Origin of the sequence: Amycolatopsis sp. NPDC098790 (genome assembly GCF_044759945.1) — a bacterium.
GTDB lineage: Bacteria > Actinomycetota > Actinomycetes > Mycobacteriales > Pseudonocardiaceae > Amycolatopsis.
Genome location: NZ_JBIWAI010000006.1, coordinates 265904 through 291486, shown reverse-complemented (window position 1 = coordinate 291486; position 25583 = coordinate 265904). Strand labels below are relative to the sequence as shown.

Genomic DNA, 25583 nt, shown 5'->3' with positions numbered 1-25583 from the left:
GATGTCTCGCAATCCGGTGTCTGGCCGGCCGGGCCGGTAGTTGATCATGTTGGTGTGGTGCGGGTGATCACAGCGTCACGGCCGGAGTGGATTGCCTCCTCCGGTCCGCGAACGCCGGATGGATGGCCACCGGTGACCCGCGGCAGCACGCTCGCCGACACGGTGTCCGGCATCGCGCGCCTGCACAACATCCTCCTCACCGACTGACCGCAACACCAGCCCCACCAACGACAACACGACTTACGAGAGATCCCTTAGGCGATCCGCTGCGCCTCCCGTAGTTCGCTCTTCGCCAGCTTCCCGGTCCCCGTCTTCGGCAACGCCGTCCGGAACACGAACTCGTCCGGCAGCCACCACTTCGCCACCATCGGCGTGATGTGCGCCAGGAGTTCGTCCGCCGTGGCGGTTCCGCCCGGGCGCTGGACGACGTAGGCCACCGGCCGTTCCATCCACCGCGGGTCCGGGCGGCCGATCACCGCCACCTCGACGACGTCGGGGTGCGACGCGATCGCGGCCTCCAGCTCGACCGACGAGATCCACTCCCCGCCCGACTTGATCAGGTCCTTCATCCGGTCCACCAGCCGCAGGTAGCCGTCCGGGCCGAGGGTCGCGAGGTCGCCCGTGCGCAGCCAGCCGTCGGCGGTGAAGCTGGCGGCCGCGTCCACCCGGAAGTAGCCGCCCGCCACCCACGGGCCCGCCACCTGCAGCTCCCCCACCGCTTCGCCGTCGCGCGGCAGCTCGCGGCCGGTCTCGACGTCGACGATCCGCACGTTCACCAGCGGCAGCGGCTGCCCCTGGGCGGCCCGGACGCTCACCTGCTCGTCCTCGGCCAGCGCCCGGTGCTGGGTGCGCGTGCCGCCGATCGCGCCGACCGGGCTGATCTCCGTCATCCCCCACGAATGCGTGATGGGGACACCGATCGCCGCGCGGTAGGTCTCGGACAACGCCGGCGGCACCGCGGAACCCCCGCCGAGCAGGAACCGCGTGGCGCTCAGGTCGTGGTCACGCAGTCCGGGCGCGAGGCTGGTCCAGACCGTCGGCACCGCGCCCGCGACCGTCACCCGCTCGGCCGCCATCAACCCCAGCAGGTGGGCCGGGTCCGCCGACGCGCCGGGCAGGACCAGCGACGCGCCCGCCATCATCGCGCCGTAGGGCAGGCCCCACGCGTTGGCGTGGAACATCGGGACGATCGGCAGGACGACGTCGCTTTCGCAGAGGCCGATCAGGCCGGCGGCGAGGGTGCCCAGGCAGTGCAGCACCGTGGACCGGTGGCTGTAGAGCACGCCTTTGGGCGGCCCGGTCGTTCCCGAGGTGTAGCACAGCCCGGACGCGAGGTTCTCGTCCGCGAGCGTGAACGCTTCCTCGAACGAGCCCGCGAACGGCTCCGCGCCCGACACCAGCGAGTCGTAGTCCAGGACGCGGGCGTCGTCCGGAAGCGGGGTGTCGGTGCCGTCGGGCAGCACCACCCAGTACCGCACCCCCGGCAACCGCCGCGCGCTCGGCCAGATCCGCGGCAGCAGCCCGCGGTCGACGAAGACGACGTCGTCCTCGGCGTGGCCGACGATGTACTCGAGGTGCTCGGCCGAGAGCCGGATGTTGATCGAGTGCAACACCCGCTTGGTGGCAGGCACCCCGAGGTACAGCTCCAGGTGCCGGCGGCTGTTGCTCGCGAACGTGGCGACGCGGGCGCCTTCCGGGACTTCCAGGGTGTCCAGCGCCGTGGCGAGCCGCCGGACATTCGCGGCGACGCCGGCGTACGTCAGCCGCTCGCCTCCGGCCGTGACGACTTCCTTGTGCGCGTAGAGCCGCTCGGCGCGCTCGAGGATGTGCGCGGTGGTGAGCGGCCGTGGCTGCATCAGCCCGTCCATGCTGGTCTCTTTCGGTCGTCGGGTCCCCCGGAAGGGGCCACGAGCGACCATAAGTGCGCGCACCGGCCACCGAAGAGGGCGGAAGATCCCACTCATCCGCCCTCTTCGGTGTCGGCTACCTCCACTCAGCCGCACGTCCTCCCGTCGACCGCGAAGGCCGCCGGGTTCGCGTTGGTGCCGGTGTAACTGCCGTTGAACCCGATCGACGCCGACTGGCCCGGAGCCAGCGAACCGTTCCAGGGCAGGGAAGCCGCGGTCACCGCCGCGCCCGACTGCGCCCACGTCGCCGACCAGCCCTGCGTCACCTTCTGGGTGCCCGGGAACGTGAAGCCCAGTTTCCAGCTCGTCCACGGCGTCGTGCCGGTGTTCTTCACCGTGACCGCCGCCGTGAAGCCGCCGTTCCACGTGTTCGTCGTGTACGTGACCGCGCACCCGCCCGCCGGCGTGGTGGGCTGGGTCGTGAACTGCGCGGACGGCGAGTCCTGGCTCGTCAGGCCCGCGCCGTTGCGGGCCACGACGACCACGGCGTACGCGGTCGACGGCGAGAGGCCCGTGAGCGTCGCCGTCGTGCCGGTGACGGTGGCGAGGACCGTGCGGTTCGAGCCGGCCACGCGGACGACGTCGTAGTCCTTGACGCCGCTCTCCGGGTCCGCGGACGCGGCCCAGGTCACCGTGGCGCCGCCGCTCGTCACCGCGGACACGGCGGGAGCACCCGGTGCGGCGGGCGCCGTCGTGTCCACAGTGGACGACGTCTTCTCGGCGACCCAGCCGGAGAGCCAGGCCAGCGCCGAGTTCCAGTTGATCGCGACCTCGTTCACCGAGTACGCCTGGATGTCGTCGACGAAGCAGCGCTGGGGCGCGCAGCCGGTGAGCAGCCGGGCCGCGGTCGGGTCCTGCAGGCCGCTGTTGGGCCCGCCGGACAACGCGCCGGGCGGGGCCGTCGGCAGCGACGCGTCCAGCTGGTTCGCCCAGAACCGGTGGTGCACGTTGCGCACCGGCTGGTCGCCGTGGCCGGCGACGTAGGAGTAGTTCGCCGGGTTGCGGCCGAGCAGGTAGTCCATCGCCGCGAACGCGCCGTCGCGGTACTTGTCCTGCTTGGTGAAGTCGTACGCCAGCGCGAGCACGACGCCGTTGTTCGCCACCAGGCCGTTGGAACCCCATTCGTACGAGCCGTCGGCCGTCCGGTACGGCGCCGGGTAGCCCATGGTCGCCAGCTGCGCCAGGTGGCTGTCCGCGGTCGTGGTGATCGCCGTCTTGATCGCGGCCACGTCCGCCGCGGGCAGGTCGGTCGGCACCAGCGCCAGGGTGATGTCGCCGAGCGCGCCCGTCGAGGCCCAGTCGAAGCCGTGCGTGGTGAAGCTCTTCCCGCGGTAGAGCGCCGATCCGGTGACCTCGGTGCGGTATCCGCTCTTTCCGGTGGTGGCGAACAGTTCCGCGGCGGCCCAGTAGAACTCGTCGGTCACGGTGTTGTCGCTGTAGGTGCCGCCTCCGGTGCCGTCGTTGGGATCGGCGAGGACGTTCGGGTTGGCCTTCGCCGCCGCGTAAGCCTTCTCCGACGAGGCAAGCAGTCTCGCCGAGTAAGCCGGGTCGATGGTCTGCCACAGCCGGGACGCCTGCGCCGCCACCGCCGCCATGTTCAGCGTCGCGGCCGTGCTCGGCGCGGACAGCCGCCGCGGCTGGCTGTCCTGGTCGGGCCGGGTGGGCAGGGACGTCCACTGCGCGTCGTGGATCTTGTGGTGCACCATGCCCGCGCCCGGCTTGCCGTCCGGGACCTGCATCGAGAGCAGGAAGTCGACCTCCCAGCGGGCTTCGTCGAGGATGTCGGGCACGCCGTTGGCGCGTTCCGGGATCGCCAGCTTGCCGTCACCGAAAGCGCTCGCGTCGCCCACTCGCACCGCGCGCTCGTACTCGTCGAGCAGCTCCCACGCGGCGATCCCGCCGTTGACGACGTACTTGCCGTGGTCACCGGCGTCGTACCAGCCGCCGCGCACGTCGAGGGTGTAGCCGCAGTTCAGGTCCGACCGGCAGGGGACGTCGTCGTCGCCTTGGTTCGGCGCCACGTTCACGTGCCCAGCCGGACGCGCGTAAGCCGCGCCGGCGTACGCGGCTTCGATCGCGATCCCGCTGCGCTGGTGGTAAAAGAACGCGAGCGAGTCGTACCGCAGCTTCTGCGGCCCGGAGGTCGAGATGTCGAACGGGAAGCTGGTCTCGGACCCGACGCTCAGCGTGTAACCGGTGCCCGCGGTGTCGTAAGCGGAGAAGTCGATTTCGTGCACGTTCTCGCCGGACGCCGCGTCCGCGCCGCGCGGCCGCGTCTGCCCGGTGGCCACGGCGGTGCCCGCGGCGTTCTTCAGCGTCCAGGTCTGCGCGGCGGTCGAGTCGCTGATCAGCGTGGCCCGCTTGGGCAAGCCGGGGGCGTAGCTTTCCTGGTTCACGCGGATGCCGCTGGTCGGTGGCAGGCCGCCGGGCGGGAGGACGCCGCCGACGAGCGAGATGTTGTCCAGACACACGGTGTTGGCGGCGGCCTGGCCGCCGAACCAGAACGCCAGCTGGCCGTTGCCCGCGGCCGGGAAGTCCAAAGTGGACGTGAAGGTGACCGTGAAGTGCTGCGTGGCGGGTGTCACCGTCAGGTCGGTCCGCGAGATCTGCCGGTAGGGCGAGACCGCTTCGCCCGCTACGGCGGAGATCTGCTGGGCGGTCGTCGCGTGCGCGTCGAACGTCAGGGTGTACTGCTGCCCGGCTTCGAACGGCACGCCGTTCTGGCCGGACAGCGCGTCGTACCCGTTGGCCGTGCCGCCGGGGACGTCCGTGCAGAACTCCCCGCCGGTGACGTGGGCGGTCGTGCCCGACCCGGCCCACCACGGGTCGGAGGTGCCGCCGGAGAACGTGCCGTTGAGCAGCCGCTCGTAGTCCGCGGCCGACGCGGGCGCGGTCCCTCCCGCCAGCCCGAGCGCCACCGCGACCAGCAGGGCCGGTCCGGCCCGCAGCTTCCTTGCCCGCATTCGCCATCTCCTCGTCTTCGTCGGCGTGCCGATGGTGATCCGGACTGAGAGCGCTCCCAGGTGACGGTAACCGCTCCCCCGCGCCGTTGGCAATCGGAGCGAAACTTTCGAAGGGCGCCCGTGAATTGATCACCGTTCAGGTCTTTTGCTCGTCGGTTCCCGTGTGGTTTCATCGGAACCGGACCGAGCTGAGAGCGCTCCCAGATGCGCTCCCCACGACGAGGTGGAGGCAGCACGTGAAACTGAAGCACGCCCTGTCCGCGGTAGCACTGTTCACGGCCGGCCTGCTGGCCCCGGTCTTCGCCACGGCGCCGGCCGCCCACGCCGACACCCTGATCTGCGACCAGTACGGCTCGACCACGATCGGCGGCCGGTACGTGGTCATGAACAACCGCTGGGGCAGCAGCGCCCAGCAGTGCATCAACGTCACCGGCAGCGGGTTCCGCATCCAGACCCAGCAGGGGTCGACCAGCGGCGGCGCGCCCCTGTCGTACCCGGCCGTCTACCTCGGGTGCCACTACGGCAACTGCTCCCCGGGCTCGCCCCTGCCGCGGCAGCTGAGCCGGATCGGCAGCGCGTCGTCGTCGATCTCCTACACCTACGTCGGCGGCTCGACCTTCGACGCCTCCTACGACATCTGGATGGACCCGACCGCGAAGACGAACGGCGTCAACCAGATGGAGCTGATGATCTGGTTCAACCGCGTCGGCGGGGTCCAGCCGGTCGGCGGCCGGGTCGGCACCACGACCCTCGGCGGCCGGAGCTGGGAAGTGTGGCAGGGCAACAACGGCGGCAACGACGTGGTGTCCTACGTGGCCCAGTCCGCGATTTCGGGCTGGTCGTTCAACGTCATGGACTTCGTCAACGACGTCGACAACCGCACCCGCGTCGACCGGTCCTGGTACCTGACGAGCATCCAGGCCGGGTTCGAGCCGTGGAGCGGCGGCGTCGGCCTCGCGGTCAACTCCTTCTCGGCCAACGTCGGTTGAGGCGGCCGTGAAACCGCTATCGCGCGCAGCGCTCGCCTCCGCGTTCCTGGCGACGTCGCTCGGGGTTTCGCTGGTGCTCGCCACCTCCGCCGGGGCGGCCTCGACGCTCGGCGCGTCGGCCGCCCAGACGGGCCGGTACTTCGGCACCGCCGTCTCGGCCGGGAAGCTCGGGGACTCGACGTACGTGGGCATCCTCGACCGGGAGTTCACCATGGTGACCCCGGAAAACGAGATGAAGTGGGACGCGACCGAACCCGGTCAGGGCCAGTTCTCGTTCGGCAACGGCGACCGCATCCTGAACCAGGCGGTCAGCACCGGCAAACGGGTGCGCGGCCACGCTTTGCTGTGGCACCAGCAGCAACCCGGCTGGGCGCAGGGTCTCAGCGGCACGGCTCTGCGCCAGGCCGCGATCAACCACGTCACGCAGGTCGCCACTCACTACAAGGGCAAGATCTACGCGTGGGACGTCGTGAACGAAGCGTTCGCCGACGGCGGCGGTGGCGGACGGCGGGACTCGAACCTGCAGCGCACCGGCAACGACTGGATCGAAGCCGCCTTCCGCGCCGCGCGGGCCGCCGATCCGGGCGCGAAGCTCTGCTACAACGACTACAACACCGACGGTGTCAACGCCAAGAGCACCGGCATCTACACCATGGTCCAGGACTTCAAGGCCCGTGGTGTCCCGATCGACTGCGTCGGTTTCCAGTCGCACCTCAGCAACTCCGTGCCCGGTGACTACCAGGCCAACCTGCAGCGGTTCGCCGCCCTCGGCGTCGAGGTCCAGATCACCGAGCTGGACATCTCCGGGTCGAACCAGGCCGCGGTGTACGGCACGGTCACCCGCGCCTGCCTGGCCGTCGCCCGCTGCGCCGGCATCACGGTCTGGGGCATCCGCGACAGCGATTCGTGGCGCACCGGCGAGAACCCGTTGCTGTTCGACAACAACGGGACAAGAAGGCCGCCTACACCAGCGTTCTGGACGCGTTGAACGCCGGTGGCACCACTTCCACCACGCCGACGACACCCACGACCCCGACCACGCCGACGACGCCGGGGCCGAGCGGCTGCACCAGTTCGGTGTCCCTGAACTCGTGGAACGGCGGTTTCGTGGCCACTGTGCGGGTGACCGCCGGGTCGAGTGCCCTCACCGGCTGGTCGGTGACGACGACCCTGCCGGCGGGCGCGGCCGTCACCAGTGGCTGGAACGCCGGCCACAGCGGCACGAGCGGGGCGGTGACCTGGACCAACGTGAGCTACAACGGCAGTGTCGCGGCCGGCCAGTCCACGGAGTTCGGCTTCCAGGGCACCGGCGGCGCCGAGGGCGTCACGTCGACCTGCGCGGCCGGCTGAGCCAGGGGCGCGCCGAGCTTCTCGCCCTTGCGGTAGCCGCCGAAGATCAGGCCCAGCACCACGATGACGACGACGATCACCAGGATCCACAGCCACACCGACTTGCGCACACCGGACACCGTACCGCCGGCCCCGCTTGACCGCGCGCCGACCTGGGTAACCTTCCCGCATGGGCGCATGGGGCAAGCGGCTGGTCGCGGTCGGCGTGGCAGTGGTTCTTCTGGCGGTGGCGGTGCTCGTCGCGTCGGCGGTGCACCTGTTACCCCAGTTGCGCAACCCGTTCGCCGAGAAGACCGAGGAGCGCTCGGGCCCGGTGCTGCTGCAGTCGATCGTCGAGCTGTCGCGCTACGAGGCGGCGAGCGGGTCGTTCCAGGTGATCGTCGACATCACGACGAGCTCGGTGCTGCCGAGCTTCCTCGTCGGCAGCGACACGATGTTCGTCGGGGTGGGCACGGACAACGCGTACGTGGACTTCTCCCGGCTGAAGGGCGACGCGGTCAAGGTGTCCGACGACCGCCTCTCGGCGACGATCACGCTGGGCCACGCCCAGCTGGAGCCGGCGACCCTGGACGTCAAGGAGTCCTATGTGTACGCACAGCAGCAGGGCCTGTTCACCCGGATCAACGACTTCCTGAACGGCAACCCGAACTCGCAGCAGGCGCTGTACGAGCTGGCGCAGAAGAAGATCCAGGAGGCGGCCGGCAAGAGCACGCTGGTGGCCGACGCGGAGCGGAACACGAAGGCGATGCTGGTCGGGTTGCTGCAGTCGCTCGGGTTCAAGAACATCACCGTGACCTACGCCGACAACGCGACCGGCTGACCGCCGGTTTCCGGACGCCCCGCCGTTTTCTCCGCGCGGACCAACGCGCTCACTGGCGAGCACCGTGCGGGACGTGCCGGATGTGCCCGGCGCGCACGCCCCGCACATCCGGGTCGCCCACGGCGGCGGGCGGCGGAACTGCCCGAACAGCCGCTTGGCCGCACGGACCTCAGGTCCAACGCCCACGGCGGCCGGGCGACGGAACTGCCGCCGAACAGCCGCTTGGCCGCGCGCGACAATATGACCAGTCATTTGCGATCTGCATATTGCAGATTCACCGCGTGATGCTCCACCCCCGGAAAAGGAATTCCGCACCTGGTCACGTTGTGCGACAACGATTGACGAAACCCGGCAGAATTACCGACAAGAACCCTGTTCAAGTTGCGCCGAACGGCCGTACGGGAAGCCCTCGCGGACACATAACGTCACATGTCTTCGCAAGCGAAAGGGCCTCTCCTCCATGAGTATCGAATTGGCGTTGAAAGAAGCGATGTCCATTCCCGGCGCCGTCGGCACGACGCTCGTCGACTACGACAGCGGGATGTCGCTCGGTTCGCTGGGCGGGGGCGACTGGCTCGACCTGGACATCGCGGCGGCGGGCAACACCGAGGTCGTCCGGGCGAAGCTGCGGGTGATGGCCTCCCTCGGGCTCGACGACTCCATCGAGGACATCCTCATCACGCTGAACCGCCAGTACCACCTCATCCGGCCGTTGACGGCCCGGGGCAACTCCACGCTGTTCCTCTACCTCGTCCTGGACCGGGAACGCGCGAACCTCGCGCTCGCCCGGCACAGCCTCAAGCGCATCGAGACCAGTCTCGCCGTATGAAGGCAGCCGACACCTACGGCCAGTACCCGGGCGGCCCGCTGCCGATCCGCCGTCCGTCCGCGGACGCCGGGCCACCGCCCGATCCGGCCGTCGCGAACCCCAAGCCCGACCCCGGCCGGACCCTGGAGGTGCTGCGCCGGGTCCGCGAACAGGTCGACCAGGTGGCCGGGCTGCTCGTGGCGACCCACGACGGCCTGGTCCTGGCCAACGACAACGAAACCATCGAGGCCGACAGCGTCGCGGCCATGGCGGCGGCGGCCGTCGGGCTGGCCACGCAGTTCACCGCCCACGCCAAGATCGGCGAATCCCGCTGCGCGATGTTCGAAGGCAGTTCGGGCTACGTCGGCGTCTTCCCCGTCGAGTCGACCCTCTTGCTCGTCGTGTTCGGGCAGCCGGACATCACGATGGGGTTGTTCACGTTGGCCGCCAAGCAGGCGCTGACCCTGCTGCGGCAGGCCATGCCGCCGAAAGCGACGCGGCGCGCGCAATGACCTGCGGACGGGGACCCGGGCCGGCGCCCGGGTCCCCGGCGGGTCAGCCGGCCGACATCCGTTCCCGCAGGCTGCGGGGCCGCATGTCGGTCCACACCTCGTCGACGTGGTCCATGCACTCCTGGCGGGTCCCGCGCGTGCCGTCGGGCTGCCAGCCGGCCGGGACCTCCTTGTCCGCCGGCCAGAGGGAGTACTGGCCCTCGTCGTTGACCAGGACCTGGTAGGTGGTGTTCTCGTCCATCAGGACTCCTTGGGGTGGTGGGTTTCTTCTTCGAGGTCGGCGACGGCCGGGAAGCCGCGCAGGGTCCGGCTGAACGTCGTCAGCACGGTGACCGCCGCGATCGCTCCCGCGCAGGAGAGCACGGCGGCGGAATCGGGGAGGAGGTCGACGAGCCAGCCGCCGAGCGCCGGGCCGAGCGCCGCGGCCAGCCCGCCCGTCACGCCCATCACGCCGCCGAGGCGGCCGCGCAGCTCGTCGGGCGTGTAGAGCAGCTGGTAGGTGTTGATGGTCGTGTTCGCCGCCGGGGCCAGGAACGCCATGGCCGCGAACAGCAGCCCCATGAGGTAGCCGTTGTGCACGAACACCGCCAGCGGCGTGAGCAGCGTCAGCCCCCAGAACACGCCGATGATCAGCGCGTACGGGCTGATCTTGCGGTGCAGGTACGGCGCGGCCAGCGCGCCGGCGATGCCGCCACCGCCCAGCATCGCGGCCATCACGCCGATCTCGCCGGGCGGCACGCCGCGTTCGTTCGCCAGCACGATGATCACCAGGTAGTACGCGGCGAAGAACAGGTTCAGGACGATCGCGCACACCGCCGTGACGCGCACGCGCGGCTGCTGCCACACCCAGCGCAGCCCTTCGGCGATCTCGCGGCCCAGGTGCGCGGGCGGGCGGTCCGCCGCCGGCTCGGGCCGCGCGGGCAGCCGGACGAACAGCAGCGACACGAACGCGACCACGTGCGCGACGACGTCGAAGACGAACGGCACGAACCGGCCCAGCGCGAACAGGAACCCGCCGAGCGCGGTGCCCGACAGCTGCCCGGCGCTGGTGCGCGCCGCGTTCAGCGCCACCGCCGACGGGACCTGCTCGGTGCTGACCAGCCGGGGCAGGCTGGCCTCCTCGGCGGGTTCGAACAACGCCCGGCACAGTCCCATCAGGACGGCGACGACGACGAGCTGCGCGAGTCCGGCCACGCCCCACCACAGGGCGAGCACCAGGCTGGCCGCGCCGAGCGCCTGCACCGCCTCGCAGCCGAGCATGATCCGCTTGCGGGACCAGCGGTCCACCAGCGCGCCGGCCGGCAGGCCGGCGACCAGCTGCGCGATCGCGACCGCGCCCAGCACCAGCCCGGACTGCGCGGCCGAGCCCGTGATCGCCAGTACCAGCAGGGGGAACGCGATCGTCGCGGTGCTGAACCCGGCCTCGGAGACGACCTGGCCGCTCCACAGGAGACGGTAGTCCCGGTTGCGGGACAGCTTTTCCTTCGCCGGCGCGCTCACGCCTCCTCCCCGCGGCAGTCGGCGGCGATGCTCCGCAGGGCTTCCGCGAAGCCGGCGGCGACGGCTTCGACCGTCGCTCGGTCGTGCCGGTCCGGCCGGAAGAACCAGGTGAACTCGAGCCGGCCCGCTCGCACGCCGCCGACCACCTCGAGGAGGTGCGCGGGCACGTTCGCCGGGTCCTGCTCGCGGCCGATCGGCGGGTGCGACGCGCGGAAGAGGCCGTCGCCGCCGCCCGTGGCGTCGCCCTGGCCGAGGTAGTTGAACGTCAGCTGCGGAGTGGTGGTGCCGAGTTCCGGGAAGCGGTACGTGCGCAGGACGCCGTGGCCGAACCCGTTGCCCGGCACCGCCCGCAGCTGCCGCCGCACGGACTTGACCAGCGCGCGCCAGTCCGCGTCCGGGTCGAGGGTCAGCCCGACCGGGAAGAGCGTGGTGAACCAGCCGACGGTCCGGGAGAGGTCGACGCCGTCGAGGACCTCCTCGCGGCCGTGTCCTTCCAGGTCGATCGCGACCGAGTCCTGTCCGGTCCACCGGCGGACCGCCCAGGCGAGCGCGCTGAGCAGCACGTCGTTGATCCGCGTCCGGTACGCCCCGGGCGCCAGGTGCAGCAGGGCGTCGGTGTCGCGTTCGCCGACCTCGATCGCGACGGCGTCGACCGCGGCCGTCCCGTCGCCGGTGTGGTCGAGCGGGAGCGTGCAGTCCGGCAGGTCGCGCGCCCAGAACTCGCGCTGGTCGTCCAGGCCACCTCCTTCGGCGAACTCCCGCAGCCGCCGCGCCCAGTCGCGGAACGACGTCGTCTTCGGGCCGAGGTCCGCCTTCTCCCCCGCCTGGATCTGCCCGTAGGCGCGTTCGAGGTCCTCGACCAGGATGTTCCACGACACCGCGTCGACGACCAGGTGGTGCGCCGCGAGGAAGAGCCGGTCCGGCTCGAACAGCACCGCGCGCAGCTGCGGTGGCCGGGCGAGGTCGAAGCTCGCGTGCACCTCGTCGGCGACGGCTTCGGGGTCCGAAGTGGACAGTACGCGCAGCGGGACCGCCGCTTCGGGCGCGTCGTTGTGCTGCCGCCACTGCCCGCCGTCCCGCGTGAACCGCAGCCGGAGCGCGTCGTGGTGGGCGACGACGGCGTCGAGCGCCTGCTGCAGCGCCTCCGCGTTCGGCGGTCCGGCCAGTTCGAGGAGCACGGACTGGTTGAAGTGGGCCGGGTTCGCTGGTTCCGCGTCGAGGAACCACCGCTGGATCGGCGTGAGCGGGACATACCCGACGACGGCCTCGTGCTGGGCTTCCGGTTCGTCGGCCGCGGTGACCACGGTCGCCAGCGACGCGACGGTCTGGTGCGCGAACAGGTCTTTCGAGCGCATCCGCAGGCCCGCCAGCCGGGCGCGGTGCACGACCTGGATGCTGAGGATCGAATCCCCGCCCAGTTCGAAGAAGTTGTCGCGCGCGCCGACCCGGTCGCGGCCCAGCACCTCGGCCCAGATCGCGGCCAGCGCCGTCTCGACCGGCCCGTCCGGTTCGACGTACCGGTGCTCTTCGGCGTCGGCGTCCGGCAGGGCGGCCCGGTCGAGCTTTCCGTTGCGGGTCACCGGAAGGGCGTCCAGCGCGACGATCGCCGAGGGCAGCATGTAGTCCGGCAGCGACCGGCCGAGGAACTCGCGCAGGTCCGGTTCGGCGTCCGGCACGACGTAGGCGATCAGCCGCCCGTCGCGGGCGAGCACGGCCGCGTCGGTGACGGCGGGGTGCGCCCGCAGCGCGGCTTCGATCTCGCCGGGTTCGATGCGGTGGCCGCGGATCTTGACCTGCTCGTCGGCGCGGCCGTGGTAGACCAGCTCGCCGTCCGGCCGCCGGGTCACCCGGTCGCCCGAGCGGTACATCCGCTCCCCCGGTGGCCCGAACGGGCAGGCGACGAACCGCGACGCCGTCAGCCCGGGCCGGTCGAGGTAGCCGCGGGCGAGCCCGTCGCCGGCGATGTAGAGCTCGCCGGGGATGCCCGGCGGCACCGGGTTCAGGCCCGCGTCGAGCACGTAGAGCCGGGTGTTGCGGATCGGGTGGCCGATCGGGACCGGGCCGGCGGGGACGGAGTCGCCGGGTTCGACGCGGTACTCCATGCAGCCGACCGTCGTCTCGGTCGGCCCGTACTCGTTGACCACGGTGGCGCCCGGGTGGGCGTGGCGCCACCGGTCGAGCACGTCGCCGAGCAGCTGCTCGCCGCCGACGACGAGGTCACGCGGGTCGCCCGCCAGGACGGGCAGGTGGCTGGGCGTCGCCTTGAGGAACGTGCACGGCACCGGCTCGGCTTCCAGGACGTCGGCGACCCGGATGCGGCCGCCCGCCAGGAGCGGGCCGAACAGCGTCGTGACGGTGAGGTCGAACGACACCGACGAGTGCAGCACGGCGGTGCCGCCCAGGCCCGGGTACGCGTCCACGGCCCAGCGCAGGTAGTTGGCCGCCGCGCGGTGGCTCACGACCACGCCCTTGGGCCGGCCGGTCGAGCCGGAGGTGTAGATGACGTACGCCGGGTAGTCCGGGTCGAGAGCCACTTCCGGTGCGTGGTCCGGGAAACCGGTCGCCTCGACGTCGTCGACCACGCAGACCGGACGCGCGTCTTCGAGCATGTAGGCGATCCGGTCGGCCGGGTAGCCCGGGTCGATTGGGACGTAGGCCGCCCCGGTCTTGAGCACCGCCAGCAACGACACCAGCAGATCCGCCGACCGCGGCAGCAGCACCGCGACGCGCGTCTCCGGCCCGGCTCCGGCGGCGATCAGCCGGTGCGCCAGCCGGTTGGCGCGGACGTCCAGCTCGCGGTGGCTGAGCGAGACTCGGTCGTCGGACACGGCGACGTCGTCGGAGTCGTGGCGCAGCAACGCGGGCAGGGTGACGTCGGGCCGCGGGTCCCGCGCGGCCGCGGCCAGGACGGCTTCGCGTTCGCCGGGCAGGAACAGCGAAAGGTCGCCGACGGGCCGGTCCGGGTCCGCCGCGGCTTCGGTCAGCAGGACCCGAAGCCGCTCGGCGACCCGCTCGATCGTGGCCGCGTCGAACAGGCCGGTGCTGTAGTTGATCGCCCCGCGCAGCGCGCCGTCGTGTTCCTCGAACTGCACGAGCAGGTCGAAGGTCGCGGTCGTCATCGGCAGCGCGACCTCCTCGGCCGCCAGTGCGCCGCCGCCCGGCTCGTCCCCGGTGTTCTGCAGCGCCACCATCACCTGGAACAGCGGCGTCCGGCTCGAGTCGCGGACCGGCTGCACCGCGTCCACCACCCGCTCGAACGGGACGTCCTGGTGGGCGAACGCGTCGAGGACCGTGGTGCGGACGTCGGTGAGGAACTCGCGGAACGGCCGCTTCCCGTCCACAATGGACCGGAGTACGAGGGTGTTGACGAAGAAGCCGATCAGCCGTTCCAGCTCGGGCCGTTCCCGGCCGGCGGTGACCGTGCCGACCGCGACGTCTTCCTGCCCGGCCCACCGGGCGAGCAGCACCTGGCACGCGGCGACCAGCGTCATGAACAGCGTGCCGTCGCCCTCGCCGGCCAGCTCCTTGAGCCGTGCGGTGACCTCGGCCGGCACGGTGAACTCGACCCAGTCGCCCTCGGTGGTGCGCACGGGCGGGCGCGGACGGTCGGTCGGGAGTTCGAGCGGCGCCACGCCGTCGAGGCGATCACGCCAGTGGCCGAGCTGCTCGGCGAGCACCGGGCCGTCGAGGGATTCCCGTTGCCAGACGGCGAAATCGGCGTACTGCACGGGCAGTTCGGGCAGCTCCGGCTCGTCGCCGCGGGCGAACGCGGTGTAGCAGGCGTCGAGTTCCGACGTCAGCACGCCGGAGGACCAGCCGTCGGTGACGATGTGGTGCAGCGCCAGCAGGAGCACGTGCTCGTCGGCAGCCTGCCGGAACAGGCGGGCCCGCAGCAGCGGCCCGGTGCGCAGGTCGAACGGCTCCCGCAGCGCCCGCGTCAGCGCCTCCTCGGTGAAGTCCTCGACGGGCAGCTCGACGTCGGACGGCTCGTGCACGAGCTGGACGCCCCGGCCGTCGACGGTGGCGAACGTCGTCCGCAGCGACTCGTGCCGGGCGACGACGGCGTTCAGCGCCCGGCGCAGCGCGGGGACGTCGAGTTCGCCGCGCAGCCGCAGCGCCGTCGGCGAGAGGTACTCGGTGCTGCCCGGCTCGAACTCGTCGAGGAACCAGAGCCGTTGCTGCGCGAAGGAAAGCGGCAGGGCACCGTCCCGCGGCACGGCCGGGATCGGCCGCGCGGTGGCCCGGGCGGCGGGCAGCCCGGCGGCGAACCGGTCGAGCGTGGGCGCGGTGAACAACGCGCGCGGCGAAACCTCGACGCCGAACTCCGCCCGGACGCGGGAGGTGATCCGCATGCTGCTGATCGAGTCGCCGCCGAGTTCGAAGAAGCTGTCGGTGCGCCCGACGCGTTCGACGCGCAGGACGTCGGCCCAGATCGCTGCGAGCCGGATCTCGGTCGTCGTTTTCGGAGCCACGTACTCGGCTTCGGAGTCGCGCTCCGGTGCGGGCAGCGCGGCGCGGTCGATCTTCCCGTTGCGGTTCAACGGAATGGCGGTCAGTGCCACGAACGCCGACGGCACGAGGTAGTCCGGCAGGCGGTCGCGCAGCCAGGTCCGCAGCTCGCGGGTTTCGCCGACGACGTAGGCGACGAGCCGGCCGTCCCGGGCCACGACGGTCGTGTCGGTGACCGCCGGGTGCTGCCGGAGCGCGGCCTCGATCTCGCCCGGTTCGACGCGGAAGCCGCGGATCTTGACCTGGTCGTCGACGCGGCCGAGGTAGTCGAGCCGGCCGTCGCCGGTCCGCCGGACGCGGTCGCCGGTCCGGTACATCCGGCTGCCGGGCGGCCCGAAGGGGTCGGCGACGAACCGGTCGGCGGTCAGGCCCGGCCGGTTCAGGTAGCCGCGGGCCAGCTGAGGACCGGCGAGGAACAGCTCTCCCGCCACGCCGGTGGGCACCGGGTGGCCGGCCGCGTCCAGCACGTGGGCGGCGAGGTTGGCCAGCGGCCGCCCGATCGACGGCCGGTCACCGGTGACGGGGGCGTGCGTGGCGTCGACGGTCACCTCGGTCGGGCCGTAGTAGTTGTGGGCTTCGACGCCGGATTCGGCCAGTTCGCGCCAGAGCGCTTCGCCGGTCGCTTCCCCGCCGACGAGCACGGTGGCGGGCCGGTGTTCCCCTTCGAGGAGGCCCGCGCCGAGGAGCTGCTGCAGGTAGGTCGGAGTGAGGTCGAGCAGGTCGATCCGGTGGTCGCGGACGTACCGGACGGCGGCGCGCGGGTCGAGCCGGGTGTCGTCGTCGAGGACGTGCAGTTCGTGGCCGTCGACGAGGGCGAGCAGGGGTTCCCAGGAGGTGTCGAAGGAGAAGGACGCGGTGAGCGCGGCGCGGATTCGGGGGCCGCCGAGGAAGACGCCGCGGTGGTTGGCGAGCATGTTGACGAGCCCGCGGTGCTCGACGAGCACGCCTTTCGGGCGGCCGGTGGAGCCGGAGGTGTAGAGGACGTAGGCGGTGTTCGCGGGAGTGGGGCGGACCCCGGCGACCGCATGCGGCGCCGGCGGCAGCTCGGTGCCGTCCAGCACCACCACCGGGCATGCGTCCTCCACCAGCAACCGCACCCGGTCCTCCGGCAGCCCCGGGTCGATCGGCAGGTAAGCCGCCCCCGCCTTGAACGCCGCCAAGATCGCGATGACCGCCTCGGCCGAGCGCGGCAGCCGGATCGCCACGACCTCTTCCGGTCCGGCGCCCACCCCGGCCAACCGGCGCGCCAGCTCGGTGGCCCGGGCGTCGAGTTCGGCGAACGTCAGCCGGGTGTCGCGGAAGACGAGCGCGGTCTCGTCCGGAATCCGCGCGGCCGTCGCCTCGAACACGTCCAAGACCGTCCCCGCGGGAACATCGAGCGCGGCACCCACTCCGGCCTGGACCAGGGAAAGCCGCTCCTCGGGCGTCGCGAGGGACAGCTCCCCCACGCAGCGCTCCGGGTCGGCCGCGATCGCACGGACCAGGTGGGCCAGCTGCCCCGCCAACCGCCGGATCGTCGGCTCGTCGAACAACCGCGGGTCGTACGACAGCTCGAGCCCCAGCCGGTCGTGCAGGAACGCCGTCAGGTTCAGCGGGTAGCTCGTCGTGTCGAGCGAGCTGACGTCCAGCACCCGGACGCCGTCCTGCCCGCTGTCCTCGATCGGGTAGTTCTCGAACACCACCACGCTGTCGAACAACGCCGTCCCCGCCGGGACCGTGGTGAACGCCTGCAGCCGCGACAGCGCGAGGAAGTCGTACCGCCGCGCCTCTGCCTGCTCCGCCTGGACCGCCCGCAGCCACCCGGCCACCGTGAGTCCATTGTGGACTACAACGCGAGTCGGCACGGTGTTGATGAACATCCCGATCATCGACTCGACGCCCGGCAACTCGGCCGGCCGCCCGGAGACCGTGGTCCCGAACAGGACGTCGGACTCGCCGCAGTGGCGAGCCAGCAGCAGCGCCCACGCGCCTTGGACGACCGAGTTCACCGTCAGCGCGGCCGCCTTCGCCACCTCGCGCAACCGGGCCGACTCCGAATCGGACAACTCGACCCGCACCTCCGCCGCCGACTCGGCACGGTGGGCTTCCTGGGGGCGGCGGTCGTACGGCAACGGCGTCGGAGCGGCGAAGTCACCGAGCACCGCACGCCAGTGCCGCTCCGCTTCGGCGTGGTCCTGCGCCCCCAGCCAGGCCAGGTAGTCGCGGAAGGGCCGACGCGGGGCCAGCGAGGCGGTCCGGCCACCGGCGATCGCCGCGTACTGCTCGGCCACTTCGCCGAACACCTGGGCCGTGCTCCAGCCGTCGAGCAGGACGTGGTGGGACGTCCAGACCAGCTGGACCTCGTCGTCGGCGACGCGCGCGATCTCCAAGCGCATCAACGGCGGCGCCGTCAGGTCCATGCCCGCGGCCTGGTCGGCCTGGAGCAGCGAGACCAGCGCCGTCTCCTGCTCGGCCGGCGTCAGGTCACGCCAGTCGTGCTGCCCGACCGGGACGCGGACGTGCCGGTGGACGCGCTGGAGCGGCTCGTCGACGCCGTCCCAGACCATGCTGCTGCGCAGGATCGGCGTCCGGTCCACCACGCGCTGCCACGCCTCGGCGAGCGCGTGCGGGTCGCGGACGCCGGCCAGCCGCAGGCGGAACTGGTCGAAGTACGCGCTGGAGTCGCGGTCGACCAGGCTGTGGAAGACCATCCCGGCCTGCAGCGGCGTCAGCGGGTAGAGGTCGTCGACGTCGCGGCCGTCGCCGGCGAGCCGGTCGACGGTCTGCTGGTCGAGCCGTACCAGCGGGAAGTCCGACGGCGTGCGGCCGCCGGCGCCGGCGCAGTGGCCCACCACCTCGGCCAGGGCGTCGACCAGCTCCACAGCGAGCGCGCGAACGGTGGTCTCCTCGTGCACCTCGTCGGAGTATTCCCAGGTGAAGTGCAGCTCGCCGGCCTCGACGACGCCGACGACGTCGAGCAGGTACGGCCGGGTGCCCTCCGGGTCGCTGTCGTGCCCGAGCGGCTCGCCGCGGCCGTGGTACCAGCCTTCGCCGTCGACGTCCCAGCGGCCGTGGTAGTTGAAGGAGATCCGCGGGGCCGGGTCGTCGCGCAGCGCCGCGCCGGGCGCGTCCGGCGGGCTCAGGTAGCGCAGGGCTTCGTAGCCGGCGCCCTTGTCCGGGACTGCGCGCAACTGTTCCTTGACGGCCTTGAGGATTTCGCCCCAGTCCCCGTCGGGAACCGTGAAAACCACCGGGTACTGGGCGGTGAACCAGCCGATCGTCCGGGACAGGTCCAGCGGGGCGGCGATTTCCTCGCGGCCGTGGCCTTCCATCGCGACGACGACGCGCGCGCGGCCCGTCCAGCGGGCGAGCACCCGGCCGAGGGCGCTGAGCAGGACGTCGTTGACTTCGGTCCGGTACGCCGACGGCACGTCGTGCAGGAGCGCGGCGGTCTCGGCCCGGCCAAGTGACACCGAGACCGCGCGCGCCGACTTCGCGCGGTTGCGGCCGGAGCGGTCGACCGGGAGTTCCGTCCGCGCACCGCGAAGGGCAGTTTCCCAATACGCGGTGTGCTTGTCGAGGCGTCCCATTTTCACGTGCTCGGCGAGCGAGCGGGCCCAGTGGGTGAACGAGCTGCCCACCGGCTCGAGGGCTTCGCCATGGTAGGCGCGGTCGAGGTCGCCGAGCAGGATGCGCCAGGAGACGCCGTCCATGACGAGGTGGTGGGCGGTGAGGAACAGCTGGGGCGGACGGTCGGCGAGGGTGAAGAGCACCACCCGCCAGACCGGGCCGTTCACGATGTCCAACGACGTCTGCGCGCGGACGGCCTCGGTGTGCATCGCGGCAACGACGTCGTCCACTTCGGACAGATCGACGTGCCGCAGGACGTCGGCGGCCTCGACGGCGGCGGGCTCCTGCGACCAGGTGCCGTCCGCCCGGGAGAAGCGCATGCGCAGGGCGTCGTGGCGTTCGGTCACCGCGGCGACCGCGCGGACGAGCCGCACTCGGTCCACCGAGGACAGTACGACGTGGACGGACATGGTCAGCCGCCACGGGTCGTCGAGGTGCTCGAACAGCCACGACTGGATCGGTCCGAGTGGCGCCGGCCCGGTCTCTTCGACGACCACGGGCGCCACGCTGGAGGTGGCGACCCTGGCCAGCTCGGCGACGGTCTGGTGCTGGAAGAGGTCCTTCGACGAGATCCCGAGACCCGCCTGGCGGGCGCGGGCGACGACCTGGATGCTGAGGATCGAATCGCCGCCGAGACCGAAGAAGTTGTCCTCGACGCTCACCCGGTCGATCCCGAGCACCGCCGACCAGATGTCGGCCAGCACCGTCTCTTCGGGCGTTCGCGGGGCCACGTAACGGGTTTCGGTGCGCGCGCCGGGTTCGGGCAGGGCCTTGTGGTCGAGTTTGCCGTTGGCGTTGAGCGGCAGTTCGGGCAGGCCGACGAACACCGCGGGCACCATGTGCGCGGGCAGGGAACGGCCGAGGAACTCGCGCAGCGCGGTGGTCCCGGGCACGGTTCCGGTCAGGTAGGCGACGAGCCGCTTCGTGTCGCCCGCGCCGTGGGCGACGACGGCAGCGCCGGTCACGTCCGGGTGCGCCGTCAACGCCGCTTCGACCTCGCCGAGTTCGATGCGGAAGCCGCGGATCTTGACCTGGTGGTCGGCGCGGCCGCGGTAGGCCAGCTCGCCACCGGCAGTCCAGCACAGCAGGTCGCCGGTGCGGTACATCCGGGTGCCGGGCGCGCCGAACGGGTCGGCGACGAACCGCGACGCCGTCAGGCTCGGCCGGTTGAGGTAGCCGCGGGCGAGCCCGGCGCCGGCGACGTACAGCTCGCCGGTGACGCCGGGCGGGACCGGCGCGAGGTCCGCGTCCAGGACGTAGGCGCGCAGGTCCGGGATCGGCACGCCGACGGTCGCGGGCCCACCGGAGCCGAGCACCCGGTGGGTGACGTGCACGGTGGTCTCGGTGATGCCGTACATGTCGACCAGGAGCGGGCCGTCCGGGTGCCGGCGGCGCCAGTCGGCCAGCCGCACCGGATCCAGGGCTTCACCGCCGAAGACGACGTACCGCAGGCTCAGCGGCGGAGACGGCAAGGTCCCGAGCCGGTAGAACGCCGAGGGCGTCTGGTTGAGCACGGTGACGCGCTGCTCGGCCAGCAGCGTCAGGAAATCCTCGGGCGCCCGGACGACGTCCGCCGGGACGACGACGAGCCGGCCGCCGTGCAGCAGCGCGCCCCACAGCTCCCACACCGAGAAGTCGAAGGCGTAGGAGTGGAAGAGCGTCCACACGTCCTGGTCGTCGAAGCCGAACCAGTCCGCGGTCGAGGAGAAGAGCCGGGTGACGTTCGCGTGCGGGACCAGCACCCCCTTCGGCACGCCGGTCGAACCCGAGGTGTAGATGACGTACGCGGTGTTCTCCGGATCGACGCGCACCCCGGGGTCGGTGTCCGGCCAGTCGTCGGCGGTGACGTCGTCGACGACGCAGACCGGCCGGGCGTCGGCGAGCGTCGCTTCGATGCGTGCGGCCGGGTAGTCCGGGTCGATCGGCAGGTAGCCGGCGCCGGACTTGAGCACGCCCAGCACGCCGACGACGAGGTCGGCCGAACGCGGCAGGCACAGCGCGACCAGGTGCTCGGGCCCGGCGCCCTCGGCGAGCAGCCGGTGGGCCAGGCGGTTCGCCCGCCGGTCCAGGTCGCGGTAGGTCAGCTCGGTGCCCTCGTGCGTCACGGCGACGGCGTCCGGCGTGCGCGCGGCCTGCGCGGCGAACAGCTCGGGCAGCGTCGGGCCCGGCTCCGGCGACGCGGTCGGGTTCCACTCGCGCAGCACCAGGTCGCGCTCGGCGTCGGTCAGCCACGGCAGTCCGCCCAGGGGCCGCGTCGGAGCAGCGGCGATGCCGTCGAGGAGAGTGCGAAGCCAGCCGGTGAGGCGCTCGATCGTGGCCGTGTCGAACAGGTCGGTGTTGTAGTTGACGAGCGCGTCGAGCCGCCCGGCCGTCTCCTGGAAGTGCACCATCAGGTCGAACCCGGCGGTGACGACCGGCGGGGCCAGCTCTTCGACGTCGAGGCCGGGCAACGCGGGCCGGGCGTCCGGGGTGTTGTGCAGCACGACCATGACCTGGCACAGCGGCGTGCGGCTGGTGTCGCGTTCGGGCTGCAGGTCGTCGACGACGCGGTCGAACGGCACGTCCTGGTGGGCGAAGGCGTCCAGCACGGTGTCGCGGACGTCGCCGAGGAAGGCGCCGAAGTCGCGGTTCAGGTCCACAGTGGACCGCAGGACGAGGGTGTTGACGAAGAACCCGATGAGACCTTCCAGTTCGGTGCGCTCGCGGCCGGTCACGACGGTGCCGACAGCGACGTCGTCCTGCCCCGACCAGCGGGCGAACAGGAGCTGGCAGGCGGCGAGCAGGGTCATGAACAGCGTGCCGCCGTGCTGCCGGGACAGTTCCTTGAGCCGGGCGGTGGTGCCGGCCGGGACGCGGAACTCGTGCAGGGCACCGTTCTTGGTGCGGACGGCCGGGCGCGGCCGGTCGGTGGGCAGGTCCAGCACCGGGACGCCGCCGAGGCGGTGCCGCCAGTAGCTGAGCTGTTCGTCGAACTCCGTGCGGTCCCGTTGCCAGACCGCGTAGTCGGCGTACTGCAGGGGCAGCGGCGGCAGCGCCGGGTCCTCGCCGCGGGTGAACGCGGCGTAGAGCGTGGCCAGCTCGCTCAGGAGCACGCCCGAGGACCAGCCGTCGGTGACGATGTGGTGCAGCACCAGGGTGAGCACGTGGTCGCCGGGGGCGAGCCGGGTCAGCGCCGTGCGCAGCAGCGGGCCGGTGCGCAGGTCGACCGGGCCGGTCGCGGTGTTCAGCGCGGTCGCCAGGTCGCCGTCCGTCACCGGGACGTCGACCGCGTACGGCGGGTGGACGACCTGGACGCCGCGGCCGTCGACGGTCGCGAACGTCGTGCGCAGCGACTCGTGCCGCGCGACCAGCGCGGTGAGCGCCTGGTTCAGCGCCGGGTGGTCCAGCTCTCCGCGCAGGCGCAGGACGGTCGGTGAGACGTATTCGGTGCTGCCCGGTTCGAACTCGTCGAGGAACCAAAGCCGTTGCTGGGCGAAGGAAAGCGGCGCTTCGAGCTGTCCGCCGTCGCGCGGCAGGAGCGGGATCGGCGCCTGCGGGGCGGTCGCTTCGGGGAGCTGCGCGGCCAGCTGCGCCGGGGTGGGTGCGGTGAAGACGAGCCGGGCCGGGACGTCGGCGCCGAGCTCGTCCCGCAGCCGGGACACGACCCGGATGCCGAGCAGCGAGTCGCCGCCGAGGTCGAAGAAGTCGTCGTCGACGCCGACGCGGTCGACACCGAGCACCTCGGCCCAGACCCGGGTCACCAGGCGCTCGCGGTCGTCCCGCGGGGCCACGTATTCCGTCGCCGCGGCCAGTTCCGGCTCCGGCAGGGCACGGCGGTCGAGCTTGCCGTGCCGGGTCAGCGGCAGCCGGTCCAGCCGGACGAAGGCGGACGGCACGAGGTGCGCCGGCAGCGTCCGGGACAGTTCGGCCTTCAAGGCGGCGAACTCCGCGTCGCCGACGACGTAGGCGACGAGCCGCCCGCCGCGCACGTCCACCGCCGCGTCGGTCACGTGCGGTCGCAGCGCCGCCTCGACCTCGCCCGGTTCGATCCGGAACCCGCGGACTTTGACCTGGTCGTCGATCCGGCCCAGGTGTTCTAGCTGCCCGTCGATCCAGCGGACGCGGTCGCCGGTGCGGTACAGCCGCGATCCCGGGCCGCCGAACGGGTTCGCGACGAACTTGTCGGCGGTCAGGCCCGGCCGGCCGAGGTAGCCGCGGGCGAGCTGCGCGCCGGCGAGGCAGAGTTCACCAGGCACGCCAGGCGGGACGAGCCGCAGGTGCTCGTCGAGGACGTACGCGCCGACGTTGCCGAGCGGGTGGCCGATCAGCGGACGGTCCCCGGTCACCGGCGCGCAAGTAGCGTCCACAGTGGACTCGGTGGGCCCGTAGTAGTTGTGCGCGGCCGTGTCCGACGCGGCCAGTTCCTGCCAGAGGTCGCGGTCCATGGCTTCCCCACCGACCATCAAGAACCGCGGGCAGTGCTCGCCGTCGAGAAGTCCGGCGGGCAGCAGCTGCCGCAGGTAGGACGGGGTCACGTCGAGGAAGTCGACGCGCGAGTCGCGGACGTACCGGGTGAGCGCGGCCGGGTCGAGCCGGGTTTCGTCGGTGATCAGGTGCAGTTCGTGGCCGTCGGCCAGCAGCAGCGGGCCTTCCCACGACGTGTCGAACGACAGCGTCGCGGTGAGCGCGACCCGCATCGGCTCGCGGCCGAAGACGGTCCGGTGGTTCACCAGGAGGTTGACCAGGGCCGCGTGCTCGACGACGACCCCCTTGGGCATACCGGTCGACCCGGAGGTGTGGATGACGTAGGCGGCGTCGGACGGGCGTGGTCCGGCCGGTCTCGATCTCCCGGTGGGCGTGAGCGGGCCGTCCAGCACGACCACCGGCCGCGTGTCGTCCAGCAGGACGCGGATGCGGTCCTCCGGCAGCCCGGGGTCGACGGACAGGTGCACCGCACCCGCCTTGAGCACGGCGAACAGCGCGACGATCGCCTCGGCCGAGCGCGGCAGCAGCACGGCGACGACGCGGTCCGGCCCCGCACCACGCGCCACGAGGTCCGCGGCGAGTGCGTCGGTGCGGGCGCCGAGTTCGGCGAAGGTCAGCCGGACGTCGCCGCAGACCAGCGCGGTCGCGTCCGGCCGGGTCCGCGCCTGGTGGTCGAGGAGGTCGACGACGGTCGTCGTGGGGACGTCGAGCGTGCTGCTCCCCCACTCGAGCAGCGTGGCTTCCTCGGCTTCGGTCGTCAGCGGCAGGTCGGCGATCCGACGAGCCGGGTCCGCGGCGATGCCGGCCAGGAGCCGCAACAGGTGCGAGACCAAGCGGTCGATCGTCGCCGCCTCGAACAGTTCGGTGCTGTACTCGACGAGCCCGGCCAAGCGTCCGCCGGACTCCTCGAATTCCAGGGAGAGATCGAAGTTCGACGAATCCCGCGCCACTTCGGCGGGCTCGGCGGTGAGGCCGGGGAACGAGAGGGCACCGCCCGCGCTGTGGAGCAGCACCATCACGTCGAACAGCGGATGACGCGCGGGGTCGCGGCCGGCGTGCACGGCGTCGACGAGTTCTTCGAACGGGACGTCGTCGTGGGCGAAGGCGTCCAAGACCGTCTGCCGCGCGGTGGCCAAGTGGTCGGTGAAGGGCACCGACGTGTCCACTGTGGACCGCAAGACGACAGTGTTGACGAAGAACCCGACGACCCGTTCCAGCTCCGGCCGGTCGCGGCCCTGCACGACGGTACCGAGCGCGATGTCGTCCTGCCCGGTGTAACGCGCGAACAGCGCCTGGCAGGCGGCGACGAGCACGGTGAACAGCGTCGTCTCGGACGTGCGGGCCAGCTCGGCGAGCTGCCGAGCGACGTCGTCGGGGACGGCGAACTCGCGCACCGCGCCCGCCGTGCCGCGCGTGGCCGGGCGCGGGTGGTCGGCCGCCAGGTCCAAGGGAGCGATCCCGGCCAGGTGGTCCTTCCAGTGCTCGAGCCCGGCCGCGCGGGTCGGCCGGTCGTGCTGCCACAGAGCGAAGTCCGCGTACTGCACCGGTTGTGGCGGCAGCTCGGCGGCCGAGCCGTCGCGGTAGAGCAGCCCGAGTTCTTCGGTGAGCACGCCCATCGAGGCGCCGTCGGTGGCGATGTGGTGGACGCAGACGAGCAGCACGTGCTCGGCCGGGCCGACGCGGGCCAGCAGCGCACGCAGCAGCGGACCGTGCTCCAGGTCGAACGGCCGCACGTACTCCTCGCGCAGCACCGCGTCGAGGTCGTCCGGGCCGACGTCGACGACGGGCAGCGGCACCTCGTACGGCGGCCGGATGACCTGCACGCCTTCGCCGTCGACCTCGGTGAAGGTGGTGCGCAGCGGCTCGTGCCGGGCGACGAGCAGCCGCAGCGCGGTCTGCAGCGCGCCGACGTCGAGGTCGCCGGTGAGGCGCAGGGCGAACGCGCTGTTGTACTCGGGGTCGCCGGGCCGCAGCCGGCTGAGGAACCAGAGCCGGCGCTGGGCCGACGACAGCGGGATCGGGCGGGAGCGGTCCGCGGCGGCCGGGATCTCCGGCGTGCGCGAACCCGCTCCCGCCATCCGCCGGCGCAGCGCTTCCTGCAGGTGGGCGGGCAGCGCCGCGATGCGGTCCTGTCGGGACGTGGTCATGGGAG

The 25583-nt window shown here is 72.1% G+C and carries 11 protein-coding genes and 1 pseudogene; 6 read left to right on the top strand and 6 right to left on the bottom strand.

The features are described from left to right. The first annotated feature begins 54 nt into the window (after positions 1–54). A complete protein-coding gene (locus ACIQWX_RS38425) occupies positions 55–207 on the top strand; it encodes a hypothetical protein (RefSeq protein WP_400881907.1) in 153 nt (50 codons plus the stop codon). A gap of 47 nt (positions 208–254) precedes the next feature. Here the strand turns inward: ACIQWX_RS38425 and ACIQWX_RS38420 are convergent, their stop codons facing one another. Both ACIQWX_RS38420 and ACIQWX_RS38415 read right to left on the bottom strand, forming a co-directional pair. Further along, the gene (locus tag ACIQWX_RS38420; protein ID WP_400881905.1) at positions 255–1868 is read right to left on the bottom strand and encodes a long-chain fatty acid--CoA ligase; all 1614 of its coding nucleotides are present in this window, start codon (positions 1866–1868) and stop codon (positions 255–257) included. A gap of 125 nt (positions 1869–1993) precedes the next feature. Then, positions 1994–4870, bottom strand: a complete 2877-nt coding sequence (locus ACIQWX_RS38415; RefSeq protein WP_400881903.1) for a glycoside hydrolase family 9 protein — start codon at positions 4868–4870, stop codon at positions 1994–1996. Between the two features lie 236 nt (positions 4871–5106). Here ACIQWX_RS38415 and ACIQWX_RS38410 point away from each other — a divergent pair, with 236 nt between their 5' ends. Next, positions 5107–5859, top strand: a complete 753-nt coding sequence (locus ACIQWX_RS38410; RefSeq protein WP_400881901.1) for a glycoside hydrolase — start codon at positions 5107–5109, stop codon at positions 5857–5859. Between the two features lie 7 nt (positions 5860–5866). After that, positions 5867–7209 (top strand): annotated as a pseudogene (locus ACIQWX_RS38405) (endo-1,4-beta-xylanase). On the opposite strand, the gene ACIQWX_RS38400 reads toward ACIQWX_RS38405, so the two are convergent. Next, positions 7113–7319 (bottom strand): hypothetical protein, encoded by a 207-nt coding sequence (locus tag ACIQWX_RS38400; protein ID WP_400881899.1) that lies wholly within the window; start codon positions 7317–7319, stop codon positions 7113–7115. The pseudogene ACIQWX_RS38405 and the gene ACIQWX_RS38400 sit on opposite strands and share 97 nt — an antisense overlap. A gap of 59 nt (positions 7320–7378) precedes the next feature. On the opposite strand from ACIQWX_RS38400, the gene ACIQWX_RS38395 reads away from it, so the two are divergent. The 3 genes from ACIQWX_RS38395 to ACIQWX_RS38385 all read left to right on the top strand — a co-directional run bounded on the left by ACIQWX_RS38395 (position 7379) and on the right by ACIQWX_RS38385 (position 9349). Beyond that, positions 7379–8029: a DUF4230 domain-containing protein gene (locus ACIQWX_RS38395; protein WP_400881897.1), complete on the top strand. Its 651-nt coding sequence runs from the start codon at positions 7379–7381 to the stop codon at positions 8027–8029. 460 nt (positions 8030–8489) lie between these two features. Continuing rightward, positions 8490–8858, top strand: coding sequence for a hypothetical protein (locus ACIQWX_RS38390; RefSeq protein ID WP_400881895.1), 369 nt, complete (start codon positions 8490–8492; stop codon positions 8856–8858). After that, positions 8855–9349: a roadblock/LC7 domain-containing protein gene (locus ACIQWX_RS38385; RefSeq protein ID WP_400881893.1), complete on the top strand. Its 495-nt coding sequence runs from the start codon at positions 8855–8857 to the stop codon at positions 9347–9349. The genes ACIQWX_RS38390 and ACIQWX_RS38385 overlap by 4 nt, the downstream gene beginning before the upstream one ends. A gap of 43 nt (positions 9350–9392) precedes the next feature. Here ACIQWX_RS38385 and ACIQWX_RS38380 read toward each other — a convergent pair whose 3' ends face one another. Genes ACIQWX_RS38380 through ACIQWX_RS38370 form a run of 3 tightly spaced genes read right to left on the bottom strand, consistent with a single transcriptional unit; the run spans position 9393 to position 25578 of the window. Next, entirely contained in the window at positions 9393–9590 is a 198-nt protein-coding gene (locus ACIQWX_RS38380; RefSeq protein WP_400881891.1) for an MbtH family protein, read from the bottom strand. Next, positions 9590–10849, bottom strand: a complete 1260-nt coding sequence (locus ACIQWX_RS38375; RefSeq protein WP_400881889.1) for an MFS transporter — start codon at positions 10847–10849, stop codon at positions 9590–9592. The genes ACIQWX_RS38380 and ACIQWX_RS38375 overlap by 1 nt, the downstream gene beginning before the upstream one ends. After that, the gene (locus tag ACIQWX_RS38370; RefSeq protein ID WP_400881887.1) at positions 10846–25578 is read right to left on the bottom strand and encodes a non-ribosomal peptide synthase/polyketide synthase; all 14733 of its coding nucleotides are present in this window, start codon (positions 25576–25578) and stop codon (positions 10846–10848) included. The genes ACIQWX_RS38375 and ACIQWX_RS38370 overlap by 4 nt, the downstream gene beginning before the upstream one ends. Between the last annotated feature and the right edge of the window lie 5 nt (positions 25579–25583).

Excerpts from the sequence above, each read along its gene's own strand:
- ACIQWX_RS38395 (WP_400881897.1), top strand. The coding sequence starts at position 7,379 with ATGGGCGCATGGGGCAAGCGGCTGGTCGCGGTCGGCGTGGCAGTGGTT.
- ACIQWX_RS38385 (WP_400881893.1), top strand. The coding sequence starts at position 8,855 with ATGAAGGCAGCCGACACCTACGGCCAGTACCCGGGCGGCCCGCTGCCG.
- ACIQWX_RS38420 (WP_400881905.1), bottom strand. The coding sequence starts at position 1,868 with ATGGACGGGCTGATGCAGCCACGGCCGCTCACCACCGCGCACATCCTC.
- ACIQWX_RS38415 (WP_400881903.1), bottom strand. The coding sequence starts at position 4,870 with ATGCGGGCAAGGAAGCTGCGGGCCGGACCGGCCCTGCTGGTCGCGGTG.
- ACIQWX_RS38390 (WP_400881895.1), top strand. The coding sequence starts at position 8,490 with ATGAGTATCGAATTGGCGTTGAAAGAAGCGATGTCCATTCCCGGCGCC.
- ACIQWX_RS38380 (WP_400881891.1), bottom strand. The coding sequence starts at position 9,590 with ATGGACGAGAACACCACCTACCAGGTCCTGGTCAACGACGAGGGCCAG.
- ACIQWX_RS38370 (WP_400881887.1), bottom strand. The coding sequence starts at position 25,578 with ATGACCACGTCCCGACAGGACCGCATCGCGGCGCTGCCCGCCCACCTG.